This is a genomic window from Psychrobacter sp. TB55-MNA-CIBAN-0194 (assembly GCF_040309505.1).
In the GTDB taxonomy this organism is placed as follows: Bacteria; Pseudomonadota; Gammaproteobacteria; order Pseudomonadales; family Moraxellaceae; genus Psychrobacter; species Psychrobacter fozii.
In genome coordinates this window covers 636,590-653,664 of sequence record NZ_JBEOOW010000001.1, presented here as the reverse complement: position 1 = coordinate 653,664, position 17,075 = coordinate 636,590, and the positions used below count along the sequence as shown (strand labels likewise).

Here is a 17,075-nt window from a genome sequence, read left to right as displayed (position 1 = left end):
TGAAGCTATTTCATGCTTTGCCCAAGTCTGATACTCGCAGCAATGTTTACAGCCGTGGTTTCAATATTGTCATAAGCCTGCCTGAGTACGTTTTCGATGGTATCTACCTTTTGGATACTGGGCATGACGACCTCGAATTGGCTAGTCTGAGCAGGTTTTAATCCGTCAACACTGCCGCAGATGGCGATGACAGGCGTATTATTGGCTTTAGCGATATGACTGATACCACCAGCGACTTTACCCATGGCTGTTTGTGCATCGAGCTTGCCTTCGCCAGTGATAACCAAATCCGCATCGGCAATATGCTGTGACAACTTGGTCACTTCAGCGACCGTATCAAAACCCGATTTCAGCTGCGCGCCACAAAAGCTCATCAACGCATAGCCAAGACCACCGGCTGCGCCAGCACCTGCGACTTCTTGACAGTCCTGATGGCTGTTCGCGCGAACAGCTGCAAAATGGCTTAAGGCTTTATCCAAATCGTTAACTTGTTGTGGAGATGCACCTTTTTGTGGTCCAAATATAGCACTGGCCCCTAATTGCCCACATAGTGGATTGGTCACATCACACGCCACTTCAAACACGGTATCTACCACTTTTGCATGGAAACTTGTATCATTGAGTTTGTGTAACTTGGCAAGCTCACCACCGCCTTGTGCTAATGGACTGTCATTAATATCATGAAATGTCATACCCAATACCGTTAGCATACCAAGACCTGCATCATTGGTGGCACTACCACCCAGCCCGATAATAATACGCTCGGCGCCTTCATCTAAAGCATCGGCAATCAGCTCACCGACACCGTAACTACTAGCAATGACAGGATTACGCTCTGCGATGGTCAGTAGATGTAACCCACAAGCTTGAGCAATCTCGATAACTGCTGTGGCATCAGGCAATAATAAGTACTTTGCAGTAATGGGTCTCATGAGTGGGTCGTGTACCACCACTTCTTTCCAGCGTCCGCCTAATACATAAGACAATACTGCAGAGGTGCCTTCACCGCCATCAGCCATGGGCAATAACGTATAGTCAGCATTTGGAAACACCTGACTAAAACCAGATTGAATGGCGCGGCAAACATCCAATGCTTCTAAGCTTTCTTTGAACGAGTCGGGGGCGATTAAAATCTTCATGAATGTCTCTCTGGGTATTTTTGAACGTCTTTTTTGATATTTCAACGAATGTGTTAAATGAACACTGTTAAATAAATACTAAAGTTAACAGCCAGATAAACACAATACTGGTCACACCTTGAATACCAGTCGCCATCGAGTGGGCTTTGTATGCTTGTGACACACTCATGCGGCTAAACTGACTGACAATCCAAAAGAAGCTGTCATTGGCATGTGAGATAGTCATAGCGCCTGCACCAATGGCCATCACACAAAATACGCGACCCAGCTCACTGTCTAGACCAATTTGATCCAATAACGGTGCAACCATCGCAGAGGTGGTGACTAGTGCTACGGTGGTCGAGCCTTGTGCCGTCTTTAGTGCAGCAGAGACGATGAATGGCATAAAAATACCGAGTCCCAACGCAGATAGTGTCGTGCCCAAATAGTCGCCGATTGGTGTTACTTTTAACATGGCACCAAATGCACCACCAGCACCAGTAATCAATAAAATAGGAGCGGCTACGACCAGACCTTGTGAGATGCTGTCACTGATCTGCTGTGTTTTTTGCTCAGTATTGATAAGTAAGAATGACAAAAACAGACCGATGAGCAGAGCTGTTAGTGGATTACCAATGAATACTAAGATATCTGTCAACGTGCCACTACCAAACGGTGCGCTTGGGAAGTTGGCAACAGACGATAGGCAGATCAATACGATAGGCACGATAATAGGTAAAAACGCCATCGTTGCTGACGGCATATTACTATAGTCGTCACGCGTTTTCATATTTTCGGGCAATGTCACGGCTGGTGCATCCAGCGCATCTATATTGTCAGGCGTCACATTCAGAAAACGGTTGGACCACCACCAGCCAGCCAATACAGCAACGGCTGTCACGACCACACCGACCATGATGACCAAACCTAGATTGGATTCTAATCCTAAGTTGCCTGCCGCTGCAATCGGACCTGGTGTCGGTGGTACGAAAGTATGGGTTGCGTACAAGCCAGTTGCTAAGGCAATACTCATCGCCACACTAGATACTTTTAAACGCTCGGCCAACGTCTCTTTTAATGAGTTTAAGATGATGTAGCCTGAGTCACAGAATACAGGTACTGAAACGACTGCACCGACGATAGACATGGTCAAAGTAGGGAAGCGTGGCCCCAAAACTTTGATAACGGTTTCTGCCATCACAATAGCCGCACCAGTTTTCTCAAGGATTAAGCCGATAATGGTACCGAATACAATTACTAGACCGATATAACCTAAGATACCACCAAAGCCATCAGAGATTGTCTTAGCGACAGTATTAAGTGGTACTTGGTAGAATAGTGCTACCAAAAATGCGGACAAAATCAACACTAAAAAAGGATGCCACTTTAATTTTGCGGTAGCGAAAATAATAAAAAGAATGGTCAGCACAAGCCAAAATACAATCATTACTGTCTCAATATGGTTTATATCTTAATGGATTATTCACGCGAACAGGCATCAATAACGATACGAAATTTTAAAGGGGCACATTTTATAGTAAATAGACGCGACTAGGAAATACATTCGTGAAATATATGGGGTTGTCGATAAGGTTTTTACGATTTACTAGGTATAGCGAAGAGGTAATACATATATCTTAAGATACTTTTATGAGGGTTATTAGCTTATAGAACAGTGATTATTGAATTTTAACCAAAAAAACTGGCCATTTTAAATGACCAGTCGTTGTGCACAGCATGTTCAAAGCAGTATTTAGTTGGTAATTACGCGATTTTATCGAATCGTGCTTTATTACCTTCTGCTACTATTGAGTCGAAACTCACACAGATACCTTCTTTATCTAATGTTGCGTACCAATGGTCGTCATTACTACCTGTCATTAGTTGAAAATACTTATCGTTGACGATTCTACCCACGGTATATATCTCACCTTCTGAGTACACGTCATTACCTTTGATACATATTAATTTGTCGTTAGTGTTTATCATATTATCGTACCTTATTATTATCTACAACTCGGAACCAGTAGATTAGATATGGCTATAATAGCAATTCACTGCACGATAATATAGATGCTTTATATATGGTATCTTGTTGTTAAGTATAAGTTTTTTTGGATATTTATTACGGCTAGTTACTGGATTATGTCATTGCAGAAATCATTAATAAAAGGACAGTTATCACGGTGTTTGAAAGGAAAATATTGTTTGTTTAAACCTCAATTTCAATTAATAGTAGACTACTATCGTAAAGTGCAGACGTAAAAAAACCAGTGACATAACATCACTGGTTTTTTATGTAGACTGAAACTAGATATGCTAAAGATTACTCTTCAGAATAGTCTTCGCTTTCATCTGCAACGTCGTCTTCGTCATCATTGTTACCTTCTTCAGAAAGAATAGTAACTAAGATGCTAGCAGTAACGTCATGATGTAGCTGAATATCAACATTATATTCGCCAACTTGACGTAAAGTGCCTTCAGGAAGCTTGATTTCAGCACGGTCTACTTCTAGACCTGAGTTAGTCAATGCTTCAGCAATATCGCGAGTACCGATAGAGCCGAATAGCTTGCCTTCGTCGCCTGATTTAGCACGCATGATGACATTAACGTCAGTTAGTGCATCAGCACGTTCTTGAGCAACAGCTACTTCTTTCGCTTCTTCAGCTTCAAGTTCAGCACGACGTGCTTCGAACTTTTCAATGTTAGTTTTAGTAGCAGGTAGTGCTTTACCCAAAGGGATAAGAAAGTTACGTCCGTAACCTGGTTTCACATCGACGGTTTCACCGAGTTTACCAAGGTTGACGATACGCTGTAACAAAATAATTTGCATGAGTCATTCCTAGTTAATTAACGGTTAACCCTGATGGTTATCAGTGTATGGAAGTAGCGATAAATAACGAGCTTGCTTGATAGCAGTAGCTAGTTGACGCTGATATTTAGTAGATGTACCGGTAATGCGGCTTGGTACGATTTTACCATTATCACTGATATACTGTTTTAGCAATTCAACATCTTTATAATCGATGTGAGTGATGCCTTCAGCAGTGAAACGGCAGAATTTGCGACGGCGATAGAAACGTGCCATGAGTATTCTCCTTTAATTAGTCTTCACTGTTGTCGTTGTCGTCGTTATCGTTTTCACGACTGTCTGGACGACGAGTAGTTGCTTTGCGTGCGCGTTTTTCATCGGCATTCTTGGCTAACTGCGACTCTTCAGTGACAGCGTCGTCACGGCGCATAACTAGACTACGAATGATCGCGTCGTTATAACGGAATAATTCTTCAAGTTCAGCTAAAGTTTCACCGTCAGTTTCAATGTTGAAAAGAACGTAATGAGCTTTGTGAATCTTGTTGATTGGATATGCCAATTGACGGCGGCCCCAATCTTCTAAACGATGGATAACACCGTTGTTGTCTTGAACTAACTTGATATAGCGCTCAACCATGCCGACCACTTGGTCGCTTTGGTCTGGGTGTACAAGTAACACCAGTTCGTAATGTCGCATTATGACTCCTTACGGATTAGTAGCTATTAACCCTATGTTAATAGCAAGGAGATTTATAAGGTAAGCCCGAATCCTATCAAATTTTATAAAAAATAATGAGGAATAAGCTTAGTTTATAAAGCGCCGTATTATAACAGTACTTAGCCATTAACACAAAGGTTAATCTCTACGGTACTGTCAATAAAATATAAAAATGATGAATATGTCTTTACCAATAAAAAAAGCAACGATCGTACGCTGCTTTTTTATTATATATAAGACATATCAATAATAACCAAACTAACAAGACGGTTATTTTATTTTTGGCTCTTTCACTATCTGACTGCTATCTGCTTTTACGACTAAGGTTTTAGCAAGTTTGTCATGCCAACCAATATTTTCAGGGCTTTTCGATGCCATGTAATAGTGAATAGCAATAATCACAAAACCTAAAAAGCTTGTGAATGAGAATAGCAAATTATAGATAATAAATAGCAGCAATGTACGCATGCCGATGAGCTTGATAAAAGAAGGCAGACGATGCGTGGTTTGATCCACGACGCGAATACCTGTAATCAGCTTGCCCAGTGATTGACCACGCATGGTGATGAATACTAACTGTAACGCAAACAAGCCAAAAACCATGACTTGCGATATCATCAATGTGCTGCTAGGAAGGCTCTCCATCAGTGTCATTGAGTATTGATAAGCCGCGTCCATATCTTGGATGTTTTGGAATTTAGTGTAATCCACATCCATTTTAGTCAATGCCATGACTAGCGGAAAAATGGCCAAGATATAAAGCAAACCATTAAGTGCAGTTGCCAAGACTCGTGACATGATGGGGGCAAGGACAACATTACCAACGACTTTGTCTTTGCTCGAGGTAGCTTTACTGTTAGTAGATTTATTCAATGACACATTGTTGTGCGGCGTATGATGACGATTGGTTGTCATGTCTGCTTTCGCGTCTTTACTGGTGTCTTTTGGACGTTCAGGCTTACCATATAATCTATCTAACGATACTGACTTGCCGTCCTGTGCATCATTGACGTTATCTTCAGGAAAAACGGTAACGTTATTGATGATAGAGTCATTGGCCTGAGGGCTATTAACGTTGGTCGGTCGATAAACCGTTTGGTTATTGGTTAAGTTACCGACGCGCTGCCATTGGTCTAGGCCGTCATGCCATATCAAATCGTCTAGCAATACTTCACCAGAGGTTAGCATGATATTGAGCTGATCCAAACTATATGGCCCAGCTTGTACGTTATTTCGAGCAAGGAAAATCTGCATAATTGCCTGCATAGTTAGTCATGTCTTCGTACATTATATTAGGGTCTATTTGAAAAAATCAAATAGACCCTAATGGTGGTACTCTTAGTGACTGTGTAAATGACCGCTACGAATGAACGTAAGGGCTTACTTTGAGTCTTCACCAGCCAAGAATAACCAAGTATCTAGTACTGAATCTGGGTTCAATGATACTGAGCTGATACCTTGTTCCATCAACCAGTAAGCAAGATCTGGATGATCTGATGGGCCTTGGCCACAGATACCGACATATTTGTTTTGCTTACGGCAAGCATCGATAGCCATAGTCAACAGCTTCTTAACCGCAGGATCACGCTCATCGAATAGATGTGAGACGATGCCTGAGTCACGATCTAGACCAAGTGTCAACTGAGTCAAATCGTTAGAGCCGATTGAGAAACCATCGAAGTATTCTAAGAACTCTTCTGCCAATAGCGCGTTGGTCGGTAGCTCACACATCATGATGATGCGCAAACCGTTTTCACCACGTTTCAGACCGTTCTTCTCAAGTAACTCGATGACTTGTGCTGCTTCGCCAACGGTACGTACGAAAGGAATCATAATCTCGACGTTGGTCAAGCCCATCTCATCACGTACGCGCTTCAGTGCTTTACACTCAAGCTCGAAGCAGTCACGGAAGTTGTCAGACACATAACGACTGGCACCGCGGAAACCAAGCATTGGGTTTTCTTCTGATGGCTCGTATAACTTACCACCAAGCAAGTTAGCATATTCGTTAGATTTAAAATCTGACATACGAACGATGACTGGCTGATCCATAAAGGCAACGGCTAGCGTTGAAACGCCTTCGACCAATTTATCAACATAGAAGTCAACAGGTGAGGCATAACCAGCGATACGCTCTTGGATAGCTTGTGATATTTCACGTGGCAAGCTGTTCATGTTTAGCAACGCTTTTGGATGCACACCAATCATACGGTTGATGATGAACTCTAGACGCGCAAGACCAATACCTTCGTTTGGCATTTGCGTGAATGAGAATGCGCGATCTGGGTTACCAACGTTCATCATTACTTTGAATGCTAGCTCTGGCATCGTTTCAACAGAGTTGGTTTGTACTTCAAAGTCAATTTGGCTCTCATAAATGAAACCAGTATCGCCTTCAGCACAAGAAGCAGTCACATCTTGACCGTCAACCAACAGCTCAGTCGCATTACCACAACCAACGATAGCTGGAACACCTAGCTCACGCGCGATGATAGCTGCGTGACACGTACGGCCACCACGGTTAGTGATGATGGCAGAAGCGCGCTTCATGACTGGTTCCCAATCAGGATCGGTCATGTCTGATACGAGTACGTCGCCTTCTTGTACTTTGTCCATCTCGTTTAAGTTGCTAACGATACGTACTTTACCTGAACCGATACGTTGACCGATTGAGCGGCCTTCGCATAAGATTTTTGCATCAGTCGTGTTGATGATATAGCGTTCCATGACATTGCTGTCTTGGCGGCTCTTAACCGTCTCTGGACGTGCCTGAACGATAAAGATTTCGTTAGTATCGCCGTCTTTTGCCCACTCGATATCCATTGCTTGACCGTAATGCTTTTCGATCGTTACGGCTTGTTTGGCAAGAGAGGTTAGCTCTTCAGTAGAGAGGGAGAACTGCATGCGATCTTGTTTTTCAACATCGACAGTTTTGACTGATTTGGCAGTACTGCCTTCATCACCATAAATCATTTTCTTATGCTTGCTGCCTAGGTTACGGCGAATAACCGAAGGTTTACCGTTGGCTAGCAATTGTTTTGAGATATAGAATTCATCTGGGTTAACCGCGCCCTGTACGACCATTTCACCTAGGCCATAGCTTGACGTGATAAATACCACTTGATCAAAGCCACTTTCAGTATCTAGCGTGAACATCACACCGGCTGCGCCAGTTTCTGAACGTACCATACGTTGTACGGCTGCAGATAGTGCAACACCTTCGTGCTCAAAACCTTTGTGTACACGATAAGAGATAGCACGGTCATTGTATAAAGAGGCAAATACTTCTTTAATAGCGATTAGAACGTTATCAATACCGCGAATGTTTAGGAATGTCTCTTGCTGACCAGCAAATGAAGCATCTGGTAAATCTTCGGCAGTCGCAGAAGAACGTACAGCAACAGCGATGTCTTCGCCGCCACTCATGGCTTCAAATGACTGACGCACTTCTTGCTCAAGATCTTTTGGCAGCTCTTGCTCAATAATCCAAGTACGAATCTTTTTACCAGTTTCTGCAAGTTTTTTTACATCATCAACATCTAACGTCTTTAGTTCGCTGTTGATTTTGTCAAGCAGGCCAGTTTCATTCAAAAAGCGGTTAAACGCATTTGATGTGGTGGCAAAGCCGCCTGGTACACTAACACCCAAATCAGACAAATGGCTGATCATTTCACCTAATGAAGCGTTCTTACCGCCGACCATTTCAATGTCGTCTTTTCCTAGCTGATCAAGATTGATTACAAGTGCTGTAGATTGCGCTGCCATGATAACTCCAGAAAATAAGGTTATTTAGTAAAGATTATAACGGTGGATTATACCGCTATATTTTGAGAATTTCGAGGGCTTAAATCAAAAAAATTGTTAAAAACACACAAATTATGGCATTTGCTACATAATTTATGGCAAGTATCACAGATTTTACTTTTTAGAGTTTTTATGAAATATAAGTAAAAGCTGATATAAATGCCATTTGATAATCATTTATGGGTTTATAAATAGAGGGTTTGGGAGTGAGGAAAAAGTGGGTTAGCAGCTACTCATAATAAATACCTATATATAGTAGAAAGTACTAAAGCGATACAAGTAAGAAGGTGAAGTGAGCAGACCTATGGACAGCAATTAGGACATCAAAAGTAGTGTGGGTTTCTAAGTGTGCGCCTGTAACATTGATTTCTATTAGGTGGCTATTATGCGTATAATGTAGGGCATCAAGAATGTAGGCCTGCCATTATATATGTGTCGACTTTTAGTGCTTATATCGAGAGTTAGATGAGTCTAAAGTAGATTGAAAATAAAAACCAGATAAAGATTACCATGTGTGTTTCTAATTGAGGTGTCAACGTTATGTACTCAAGCAATCCATCTGAACCAGTCAAGTCCACTATCCAAAATCATCATGCACTGAATTTGGACAGCTCTCAAACGGTTAGAACGGCATTTTTTATCTCAGATGGTACGGCGATTACAGCTGAGACACTTGGCCGTGCTATCTTGAGTCAGTTTGCTTCGATACCCTTTGAGACACGCGTATTGCCCTATGTGGACAGTATTGAGCGTGCAGAGGATGCCGTTGAGCAAATCAATATGGCTTATCAACGAGACGGATTTTTGCCTTTAGTGTTTGATACGATTGTTAACCCTGATATTCGTGAAAAAATTAACGCAGCACAAAGCTGTAATTTGGATATGTATGAGGGTTTGATTGGGCGTGTCGCAGAAGAGACAGGGGTAGAGCCAGATGGACATTCAGGTCATGCCCACGATAATGTCGATTCTGAGACCTATAAAGAACGTATTGACGCGGTCCATTTTGCCTTAGACAATGATGATGGTGCACGTACACGTCACTATAATGCAGCCGATATTATTTTGGTTGGGGTCTCTCGCTCGGGCAAAACGCCAACATCTTTATACTTAGCATTACAGTTCGGTATTCGAGCAGCCAACTATCCTTTGACCGAAGATGATTTGTACGACAATCAATTACCAAAAGCATTGCGTGAACATAAAGACAAATTATTCGGCTTGCTCATCGATACCGATCGCTTGGTAAAAATCCGCCAAGAGCGCCGTGCAGGCAGTCGTTATTCGAGCTATCAGCAATGTCAGCAAGAGCAGCGCGCGATACAAGGCATTTATATCACTCATGGCATTCCAAGTTTGGATGTGTCTGAGATGTCCGTTGAAGAAATTGCGACTCGTATTTTACAGAAGACAGGCCTTAAACGTCGTATTGGTTAAGGGTTCGTTTAATCAAATCAAATGTTAATCGATTTGACCATAGTCGGTTCAATATAATCTCATTATCATATAGAGAACATTATGAGTTCAGCTTACAAATCTAGCAAAACCCCTTTATTATTGGCGAGCTTACTGAGTGTAGCGACATTACTGACGGCTTGTCAGACGTCGCGTGAGCCAGTACCTGAGCCACGTTATGTGCCGTCTATCGTATTGGGTGATGCACAAACGTTAACGATTATGCCAAATCGGGTGGCCTGTGCCTCTGCATTACCGATGCAGTGTCTGCTGGCCAAGTCCAAAGATGGTAGTGTGTTTCAGATTCCTTACGATTGGATTGAAGATTTTCAGCCAGCGCTCGGTACTGAATATGTGATCAGTGCTCGCCCGCAGATCGATGAGGGAAAGCAGAGTCTCACTGGGTATTGGACATTACAAAATATTGTGTCACAACGTATGGTGAGCAACCCTCAATAATGTGACTCTGACTCATTTAACTATTGACTCACTCACGGTCTAGATATCAAATAAACCAGTAAATATAAAGAGGATACGATGGGAAGTAAAAAACCAAGCGACGCGACTAATGATATCGGTGAAGATACCCATACCGAAGTATCTAATAAAGCGGATGGTCACATACCTAATCCTGAGCACACTGAAAGCAAAAATAAACAACAAAATATTGAACAGACTCACGAGCAAGTCACTGATGATTTTATACATCACCCTGATCTTGTGAATCCACTTGATGACACACGAATCGATGTCAAATCTGGTTTTGCCAAAGACTCTCGCCGCCTAAAGAGCGATGATCATGCGTATGAATATGACGCAGTTATTTTAGGAGCAGGCCCTGCTGGTGAAGCTGCTGCCATGAAGCTGACTAAGTCTGGCAAAAGAGTCGTGGTCGTTGACCCGCGTGACCAAGTAGGTGGCAACTCTACTCATGTGGGTACCATCCCAAGTAAAGCGCTGCGCCAATCCGTATTTAACTTGATCAACTTTCGCCGTGATCCGATGTTTACCAAGGCGATGGAATATAAGCAAGTACCACTCAATGAAGTGCTGGCCAAAGCCCGTCAAGTAATACGTCGTCAAGTCAGTACGCATACACGTTTTTATGAGCGCAACCGCATTGAAGTGATTCAAGGGTGGGCAAGCTTTGTCGATGAGCACACGCTACGCATTGAAACCGATGACAATGTTTTTGAAAACATTACTTTTAATAAAGCCATCATTACTGTCGGTAGCCGTCCTTACCGTCCTGACATTCTAGACTTTGATCATCCACGCGTTTTTGATTCTGATAAAATCCTGCAAATGGATTATGTCGTTAAAAAAATCATCATTTATGGTGCAGGCGTGATCGGTTGTGAGTATGCGTCTATTTTTACCGGTCTCGGCTATAAAGTTGACTTAATCAATAACCAAGATCAGCTGCTGAATTACTTAGACAGCGAAATTAGTGATGCCATCGCGCATGACTTTAGGCAGTTTGGTGTACTGATTCGTAGTAACGAGGAGATTGATCACCTTGAAACTCATGATGATTATGTAGTCTTGCACTTAAAGAGTGGCAAGCGCATCAAATCAGACGCCATTCTTTGGTCAAATGGTCGCTCAGGTAATACAGAAGGCTTAAACTTAGAAGCCATTGGTCTAAAAGCCAATAGCCGTGGTCAGCTGAAAGTCGATGATACTTATTGCACAGGTATCGAAAATATCTATGCCGCTGGTGATGTGATTGGTTGGCCGTCTTTGGCATCTGCTGCCTATGACCAAGGGCGATGTGCCGCTGCCTTTATGGTAGGCGACGATGATGCTGAGCCAGTATCTAGCGTACCGACTGGTATTTATACGATTCCAGAAATCTCTTGTATTGGTAAAACAGAGCAAGAACTGACGGATGAAAAAGTCCCTTATGAAGTGGGTCAGGCATTCTTTAAACATCTGGCACGTGCACAAATCATCGGTGAACGTTCGGGTGTCCTAAAGATTTTGTTCCATCGTGATACGCTAGAAATCTTGGGTATCCATTGTTATGGTAATCATGCGTCAGAAATTATTCATATTGGTCAAGCCGTCATGAAGTGTAAGAGCAATAACACGCTTGAGTACTTTGTGAATACGACATTCAACTATCCAACAATGGCGGAAGCCTATCGTGTTGCGGCATTGAACGGTTTGAATCGCGTCTTTTAAAACAAGCTTATTCAAATAAAGTCATATCAATAAAAAAGCGCCTGCTACTATATTATTAATAGTGCAGGCGCTTTTTTGTGGCTTATTTATTAATCTAAGCATAGCTCAGAGTCTGTAATCCAAGCATATATGCAGAACTTTTAATAGAGCTATGTTTTATGCGACTGTCTGACTTTGTTTATCAGTGTGATACCAAAGAATAAGCATAAGCAGCATAAAGTAAAATAGCCATAGAGCGGCAAGTGCATAAAACCCAATAGCGACCTGTGAGACGCTTGCACCCATTTGGTTAAGCTGTACCGATGTGTTGACGCCAGGTGTCGTGGGTATCAGCCAGCGTATAGCTTGTAAAAACGCGGGTAATTGGTCAGCCGGCCACGGATAGCCACTGATAAAAAACATGGGCAAAGAGCTGAAGATGAGAATCTGCATACCACGTTCACGTTGGCGAAACCATAACCCCAATACACAGCCAAGTGTTGCCACGGTTGGACAAAATAACAGTAGAAACAATAGACTACCGAGCATGTTCTGTCCGCGCGGATAGTGATGCAGCTCAAATGCCCAGCCATAATAAAAGCAGCCGATGATAAAGCTGCACATACTAAGCGCTGCAATACGACCCAGCCATCCACGGATAGTAGTCCTATGACGACGTTTCTCATACCATGTGCCAATCAACATCGTCGTTGACATCAAAAGCGTTTGTTGCAAAATCAGAATAGAAACGGCTGGCACGACGTATGCACCATATCCTTCAGTTTGGTTGTATAAAGGTATAATTTGCAATGGTACGGCTTGGGTATTGGCCGTCGCGGTCGTTGGATAAATGCCTTGAGCCACGCTTTTCTTAACCTCGATACCTGCTGACACCGTACTAATGGCTTTCAAAAATCCCATCTGGACATTTTTATTTAATAAAAAATAACCACCATTGCCCAATACACTGACGCTGGCCTTTTTGCCAGACATGACTTGTTGCTCAAGTCCGCTTGGAATGACCATATATCCAGCGATTTCATCTGACCATATGGCGTCTTTAGCATCTTGCTCATTTAGAAAACGCTCTGTATCTAATTGCGGGCTAGCGCTCGCATAACGAACGATAGTCCGTGACATATTGCTATTGTCATAATCAATAATGCCAACGGGCACATGATTGATGACTTCGGTTGAGTAGGGCCAAGGATAAAAGAAACCGTAAATCATAGGAGCAATCATCAACAGTAAAAGAACACCTTTGTCAGTAAAGATATCTTTTAGGGTTTGCAAAAACCCACCAAGAAAATTCTGCGTCTGTGCGTGTAATTTTGCATCAGTCGTGGACGCATTCTCTTTCGGTGAAACTGGCATTAGCGTGCTCCCCAGCGTTCAGGATGTGCCAACGCACGTTTGGTCAATAATGTGGTCAGGAGCATCGCAATCGTCGTGGCTAGGGTAAGTCCATAGACAATCGGTAATGACACCGCAGCAGGCGCATGCATTTGTAACTGTGCAATATGCAATTTTAAGTAATGGGTAAGCGGGAGCACATCTGACCAATGCTGAGCATTGTCACTGATGGCGATATACGGAAAAGTCACACCCGCAAATGCGTAAGACGGTGCGGAAATAAAACCGGTAGAAGACAAGCCCATGCGCAGTGAAAACGAATTCAACGTTAAGATAGCACCGAGAAAGAACGAGAGCATCATCAATAGTAAGAGACCAATATAAGTGGCAACAATCGAGCTAATAGCAACGGACGCTTGCGGTGCAGCGAACCAGATTGCCAACATCGACCAGATACTATAAGCCAATAATGGCCAAAAATACTTGCCCAATAATCCAAACAACAATATTGAAATACACACTTGTCTGGACTGAGTGCCATTCTCAGAAAAGCCTGTTTTTTCATTAGTAATGTCATACTGATTGTTATGCTGGTTTTCATCAACATTGCTATTAGTAATAACATCGTACCAGTGACCGATTTTCTTATCACGTAGCTCACGGCCTATCGTCGTTGCACCAATCACCATTGCCAAGATATGCAGCAGGGCAGGAATGACAGTTGAGGCCAAAAACTGTTGATAGTTGGTCGCAGCATTGAACAGGCTGATACGTTGTATGCTAATCGGCGAGTAGGCAATTGCCGCTTGTGAAGGTGCCATACCTTGCTTGACCAAACGCTGTATCTCGACGCCTGCGGATAATGTGCTAGCCACCGTTTGTACGCTGGTTTGAATAATGCCCGAATGCGTACCGTACTGCGCGTTTACTTGCAACACCAACGGGGCGGGCTTGCCAGATAAAATATTACGAGAGAAGTCTTCAGGAATAATGACGACTGCATAGATATCGCGTTGCAAGATAGAGGCCTCTGCGTCAGATTCTGAGGTATAAGTCTGTTTTACCATCAGCGTCGGACTGGCTTCTAAGTAGCGTACAGCCGTATTGGCCACTGGGCTGTTGTCTCGGTCGATGACCCCAATGGGCAAATCCGTAATCTGAGTTTGTGAAAATATCCACCAAATCAGCAGTACAGTTGCTAATGGTATCCAAACTACCATGGCTAAGTCCCACGGATTTTTGGCTAAAAACCGCCGCTCATAGGCCGCACTACGTAAAAAAGCCCCACTTAGCTTGGTCAGGCGCATGGGCTACTCTGGGCTTTTATTAGTAAGAGTAGGGTTGATGCGCACAACGACACTCATACCTGAGCGAATCCGTGCATCAGGCGTCGTTGGGCGTGCTTTTACCTCAAAAGTACGTACATCAAACCCATCATCATTATTGGTCGGACGCCAAGTGGCAAAGTCAGACAATGTCGAAGTGGCGTAGACCGTAAACTGCTTTGTATAAGGTTTATTTGCCGAGGATAGCGCTGGAATCGTCCCCGTAAACTGCTGGCCAATTGCCAACTGGTTCAAATACGTCTCAGTGACGTTGAGCACGACCCACTGATCACTGGTATCGACCAACGTGAGCAGTGGCACACCTTGACCGATGACTTCGCCAGCATTCACAATGACATTGTCCACGATACCTGCTATTGGGCTTCGTAAATTGGCTTCATCTTTTGCGACTAGGGCTTCATCGAGTTTTGCATCGACTTGTGCCACTTGTGCGGTGGCAGCTGATTTGTCTTCACTACGTGCGCCTTCCATCGCTAAGTCGTATTGCAAGCGTGCTGCTTCAGTTTGGTCTTGGGTGGCCAGATATTGAGCGTATGCTTCATCGCGTTTTTGTCGTGCCATTAGTCCTTCTTCATACAGACGGTTGACACGTTGATAGGTGTTTTCTGCCAAGTCCGATGCCGCTTTATTGGCTTGCCATGCCGCTTTTGCTTGAGCGATCTCTTGTGGGCGGGCGCCATTTTCTGCTTTATCTAACTGGCTTTGTGCCATTTGCTTGCCAGCACGTGCTTGATCAATTTTGGCATTAATCTCAGGCGAGTCCATTTCAATAAGCTGTTGACCAGCGGTGACAGCATCACCCTCGGTTACCAAAATCTTAGAAATACGCCCCGGTACTTTTGCAGCGATGGACGTTTGCTGCATCTGCATCTGCCCTTGTAAGGTAATCACTTCAGGTTCACTGTGCTGATTACTCTTATATAGACCGTAAGCCACCATGCCTAATACAATCAAAATAAATAGTGCTAGAAGCCCTTTTTTTATCATGGCAGATTTATCAGCTTTTGCTGCATCGCGCTTATAGTGAGGCACTGTCTGCTCTTGTTGGGTATCAGGTATATCTTCTGCAGCATCAACTGAAGTTTCGCCATCTTGAGAGACTACTGGCTCGGTTGAATCAGCTGATTTTTGTGAGTGGTCTGATTCGTTTGGAAATTCAGTCATGACGGTGAGATTCCTAAAGCAACAAAGTTGAAAATAAAGGGTTTATAATTCGGGCGTGTCATCAATTAGCACATTAATACATTTAGTGGCCTTAAAATGGCTAAATTTTGCTAAACATCGTCAGTAATTTTGTCAATATATTCATATTAACGGCAATTCCTTCCTTGTATATCTACAATTTTCTCATTTTTAGCCTCAGAATCAGAATCTAATTGATGACATGGCCTAGTAAACACGGGTAGCATAAGGTTTGGCACTTTCTATGGCTTCAGAATTAAAAATTGCACCAAAGGCCACGATAAATGCTGAATAATAGAGCCACAGCATAATGACCACAGCCGCTGAAAGCGCGCCAAACTCAGCGCTATAGTTATTAAAGTTCTGTACATAAATTGAAAATATGACAGACAGTAAAATCCAAAGAACGGTTGCTAGCGCTGCTCCTGGCACCAGTTTTTTTAGCGCTACGGCATCACGGTTTGGTGCTAGGCGATACAAGCCTAAAAAGCTTAAAAATATGATACCTGCCAATATCGGCCATCGGCTCCAAAGCGCAATGGTCTTAGCTATCTGAGGGAAAGGAAAGTAGGCCGCCCCCAACGGTATGATAGCAATAGAGGAAACCGCGATAATCAACACAACTACTGCTGCAAGGGTCAAACCAACGGCTCTGATGGTGCCTTGTATAAAGCCGCGCTCTTGAGTGATATGAAAGGCAAGATTGATCAGAATAATTAAAAACTTGATACCTTTAGAGCCAGCATAAAGAGCGAGTAAGCTCGATAAAACAAGGCTGAGCGTTAGTGTAGACGTGGTGCTAGAGACCAAGTCGCTCAGACGTGAATTTAGGATTTCATATACTGTATCAGGTATAAATGGCTGTAAAAGCGCAATCTGTTCTTGCATCTCAGCGGGTGAAAATGCGAGACCATAAAGCAGTACAAATACCGCCATTACTGGAAAAATGGAGAGAAAACCAAAAAACCCCACGCTCGCGCAATGTGCCCAAACATTAGAGCTGTTCGCGATACGCCAGGTTTCTAGTAAAGTCTGTAGCCAGCTATTTGTTGATGTAGAAGTTGGTTCTTTCATAAGACAGGTATTCGCAATAGGCTGATTAATTAATTACTCATATCAAA

General features: G+C 43.0%; 15 protein-coding genes. 3 read left to right on the top strand and 12 right to left on the bottom strand.

The features are described from left to right. Positions 1 to 5: 5 nt before the first annotated feature. The 8 genes from AAEY75_RS02545 to ppsA form a co-directional block, all read right to left on the bottom strand. Positions 6 to 1,139, bottom strand: a complete 1,134-nt coding sequence (locus AAEY75_RS02545; RefSeq protein ID WP_197216304.1) for a glycerate kinase — start codon at positions 1,137 to 1,139, stop codon at positions 6 to 8. Between the two features lie 67 nt (positions 1,140 to 1,206). Further along, positions 1,207 to 2,565 (bottom strand): GntP family permease, encoded by a 1,359-nt coding sequence (locus AAEY75_RS02540; RefSeq protein WP_197216303.1) that lies wholly within the window; start codon positions 2,563 to 2,565, stop codon positions 1,207 to 1,209. A gap of 317 nt (positions 2,566 to 2,882) precedes the next feature. Beyond that, on the bottom strand, positions 2,883 to 3,107 hold the full coding sequence (locus AAEY75_RS02535; RefSeq protein WP_197216302.1) for a hypothetical protein: 225 nt from the start codon (positions 3,105 to 3,107) through the stop codon (positions 2,883 to 2,885). A gap of 337 nt (positions 3,108 to 3,444) precedes the next feature. Further along, positions 3,445 to 3,951: a 50S ribosomal protein L9 gene (rplI, locus tag AAEY75_RS02530; RefSeq protein ID WP_197216300.1), complete on the bottom strand. Its 507-nt coding sequence runs from the start codon at positions 3,949 to 3,951 to the stop codon at positions 3,445 to 3,447. 24 nt (positions 3,952 to 3,975) lie between these two features. Next, complete coding sequence (gene rpsR, locus AAEY75_RS02525; protein ID WP_010198808.1) at positions 3,976 to 4,206, bottom strand: 30S ribosomal protein S18; 231 nt, start codon at positions 4,204 to 4,206, stop codon at positions 3,976 to 3,978. Positions 4,207 to 4,222: 16 nt separating this feature from the next. Beyond that, positions 4,223 to 4,627 (bottom strand): 30S ribosomal protein S6, encoded by a 405-nt coding sequence (gene rpsF / locus AAEY75_RS02520; protein WP_045446907.1) that lies wholly within the window; start codon positions 4,625 to 4,627, stop codon positions 4,223 to 4,225. Positions 4,628 to 4,918: 291 nt separating this feature from the next. After that, a complete protein-coding gene (locus tag AAEY75_RS02515) occupies positions 4,919 to 5,914 on the bottom strand; it encodes an RDD family protein (protein WP_197216299.1) in 996 nt (331 codons plus the stop codon). Between the two features lie 114 nt (positions 5,915 to 6,028). Next, positions 6,029 to 8,413, bottom strand: a complete 2,385-nt coding sequence (gene ppsA / locus AAEY75_RS02510) for a phosphoenolpyruvate synthase (RefSeq protein ID WP_197216296.1) — start codon at positions 8,411 to 8,413, stop codon at positions 6,029 to 6,031. A gap of 579 nt (positions 8,414 to 8,992) precedes the next feature. On the opposite strand from ppsA, the gene ppsR reads away from it, so the two are divergent. The 3 genes from ppsR to sthA all read left to right on the top strand — a co-directional run bounded on the left by ppsR (position 8,993) and on the right by sthA (position 12,094). Next, complete coding sequence (gene ppsR / locus AAEY75_RS02505) at positions 8,993 to 9,889, top strand: posphoenolpyruvate synthetase regulatory kinase/phosphorylase PpsR (RefSeq protein WP_110923067.1); 897 nt, start codon at positions 8,993 to 8,995, stop codon at positions 9,887 to 9,889. Between the two features lie 81 nt (positions 9,890 to 9,970). Next, entirely contained in the window at positions 9,971 to 10,366 is a 396-nt protein-coding gene (locus AAEY75_RS02500; RefSeq protein WP_197216294.1) for a DUF4377 domain-containing protein, read from the top strand. Positions 10,367 to 10,444: 78 nt separating this feature from the next. Beyond that, positions 10,445 to 12,094 (top strand): Si-specific NAD(P)(+) transhydrogenase, encoded by a 1,650-nt coding sequence (gene sthA / locus AAEY75_RS02495; RefSeq protein ID WP_352258206.1) that lies wholly within the window; start codon positions 10,445 to 10,447, stop codon positions 12,092 to 12,094. 156 nt (positions 12,095 to 12,250) lie between these two features. Here sthA and AAEY75_RS02490 read toward each other — a convergent pair whose 3' ends face one another. From AAEY75_RS02490 to AAEY75_RS02475, 4 genes are all read right to left on the bottom strand, one after another. Beyond that, positions 12,251 to 13,447 (bottom strand): ABC transporter permease, encoded by a 1,197-nt coding sequence (locus AAEY75_RS02490; protein WP_197216292.1) that lies wholly within the window; start codon positions 13,445 to 13,447, stop codon positions 12,251 to 12,253. Further along, positions 13,447 to 14,733, bottom strand: coding sequence for an ABC transporter permease (locus AAEY75_RS02485; RefSeq protein ID WP_352258204.1), 1,287 nt, complete (start codon positions 14,731 to 14,733; stop codon positions 13,447 to 13,449). Before AAEY75_RS02485 ends, AAEY75_RS02490 begins: the two co-directional genes overlap by 1 nt. Before the next feature lie 3 nt (positions 14,734 to 14,736). After that, entirely contained in the window at positions 14,737 to 15,936 is a 1,200-nt protein-coding gene (locus tag AAEY75_RS02480; RefSeq protein WP_352258202.1) for an HlyD family secretion protein, read from the bottom strand. A 225-nt stretch (positions 15,937 to 16,161) separates the two neighbouring features. Continuing rightward, positions 16,162 to 17,028: a YihY/virulence factor BrkB family protein gene (locus AAEY75_RS02475; protein ID WP_197216286.1), complete on the bottom strand. Its 867-nt coding sequence runs from the start codon at positions 17,026 to 17,028 to the stop codon at positions 16,162 to 16,164. Positions 17,029 to 17,075 lie beyond the last annotated feature (47 nt).

Bases quoted from the DNA above. Each gene is read 5' to 3' on its own strand.
- AAEY75_RS02545 (WP_197216304.1), bottom strand. From the start codon at position 1,139: ATGAAGATTTTAATCGCCCCCGACTCGTTCAAAGAAAGCTTAGAAGCA.
- AAEY75_RS02540 (WP_197216303.1), bottom strand. From the start codon at position 2,565: ATGATTGTATTTTGGCTTGTGCTGACCATTCTTTTTATTATTTTCGCT.
- AAEY75_RS02535 (WP_197216302.1), bottom strand. From the start codon at position 3,107: ATGATAAACACTAACGACAAATTAATATGTATCAAAGGTAATGACGTG.
- rplI (WP_197216300.1), bottom strand. From the start codon at position 3,951: ATGCAAATTATTTTGTTACAGCGTATCGTCAACCTTGGTAAACTCGGT.
- rpsR (WP_010198808.1), bottom strand. From the start codon at position 4,206: ATGGCACGTTTCTATCGCCGTCGCAAATTCTGCCGTTTCACTGCTGAA.
- rpsF (WP_045446907.1), bottom strand. From the start codon at position 4,627: ATGCGACATTACGAACTGGTGTTACTTGTACACCCAGACCAAAGCGAC.
- AAEY75_RS02515 (WP_197216299.1), bottom strand. From the start codon at position 5,914: ATGCAGGCAATTATGCAGATTTTCCTTGCTCGAAATAACGTACAAGCT.
- ppsA (WP_197216296.1), bottom strand. From the start codon at position 8,413: ATGGCAGCGCAATCTACAGCACTTGTAATCAATCTTGATCAGCTAGGA.
- ppsR (WP_110923067.1), top strand. From the start codon at position 8,993: ATGTACTCAAGCAATCCATCTGAACCAGTCAAGTCCACTATCCAAAAT.
- AAEY75_RS02500 (WP_197216294.1), top strand. From the start codon at position 9,971: ATGAGTTCAGCTTACAAATCTAGCAAAACCCCTTTATTATTGGCGAGC.
- sthA (WP_352258206.1), top strand. From the start codon at position 10,445: ATGGGAAGTAAAAAACCAAGCGACGCGACTAATGATATCGGTGAAGAT.
- AAEY75_RS02490 (WP_197216292.1), bottom strand. From the start codon at position 13,447: ATGCCAGTTTCACCGAAAGAGAATGCGTCCACGACTGATGCAAAATTA.
- AAEY75_RS02485 (WP_352258204.1), bottom strand. From the start codon at position 14,733: ATGCGCCTGACCAAGCTAAGTGGGGCTTTTTTACGTAGTGCGGCCTAT.
- AAEY75_RS02480 (WP_352258202.1), bottom strand. From the start codon at position 15,936: ATGACTGAATTTCCAAACGAATCAGACCACTCACAAAAATCAGCTGAT.
- AAEY75_RS02475 (WP_197216286.1), bottom strand. From the start codon at position 17,028: ATGAAAGAACCAACTTCTACATCAACAAATAGCTGGCTACAGACTTTA.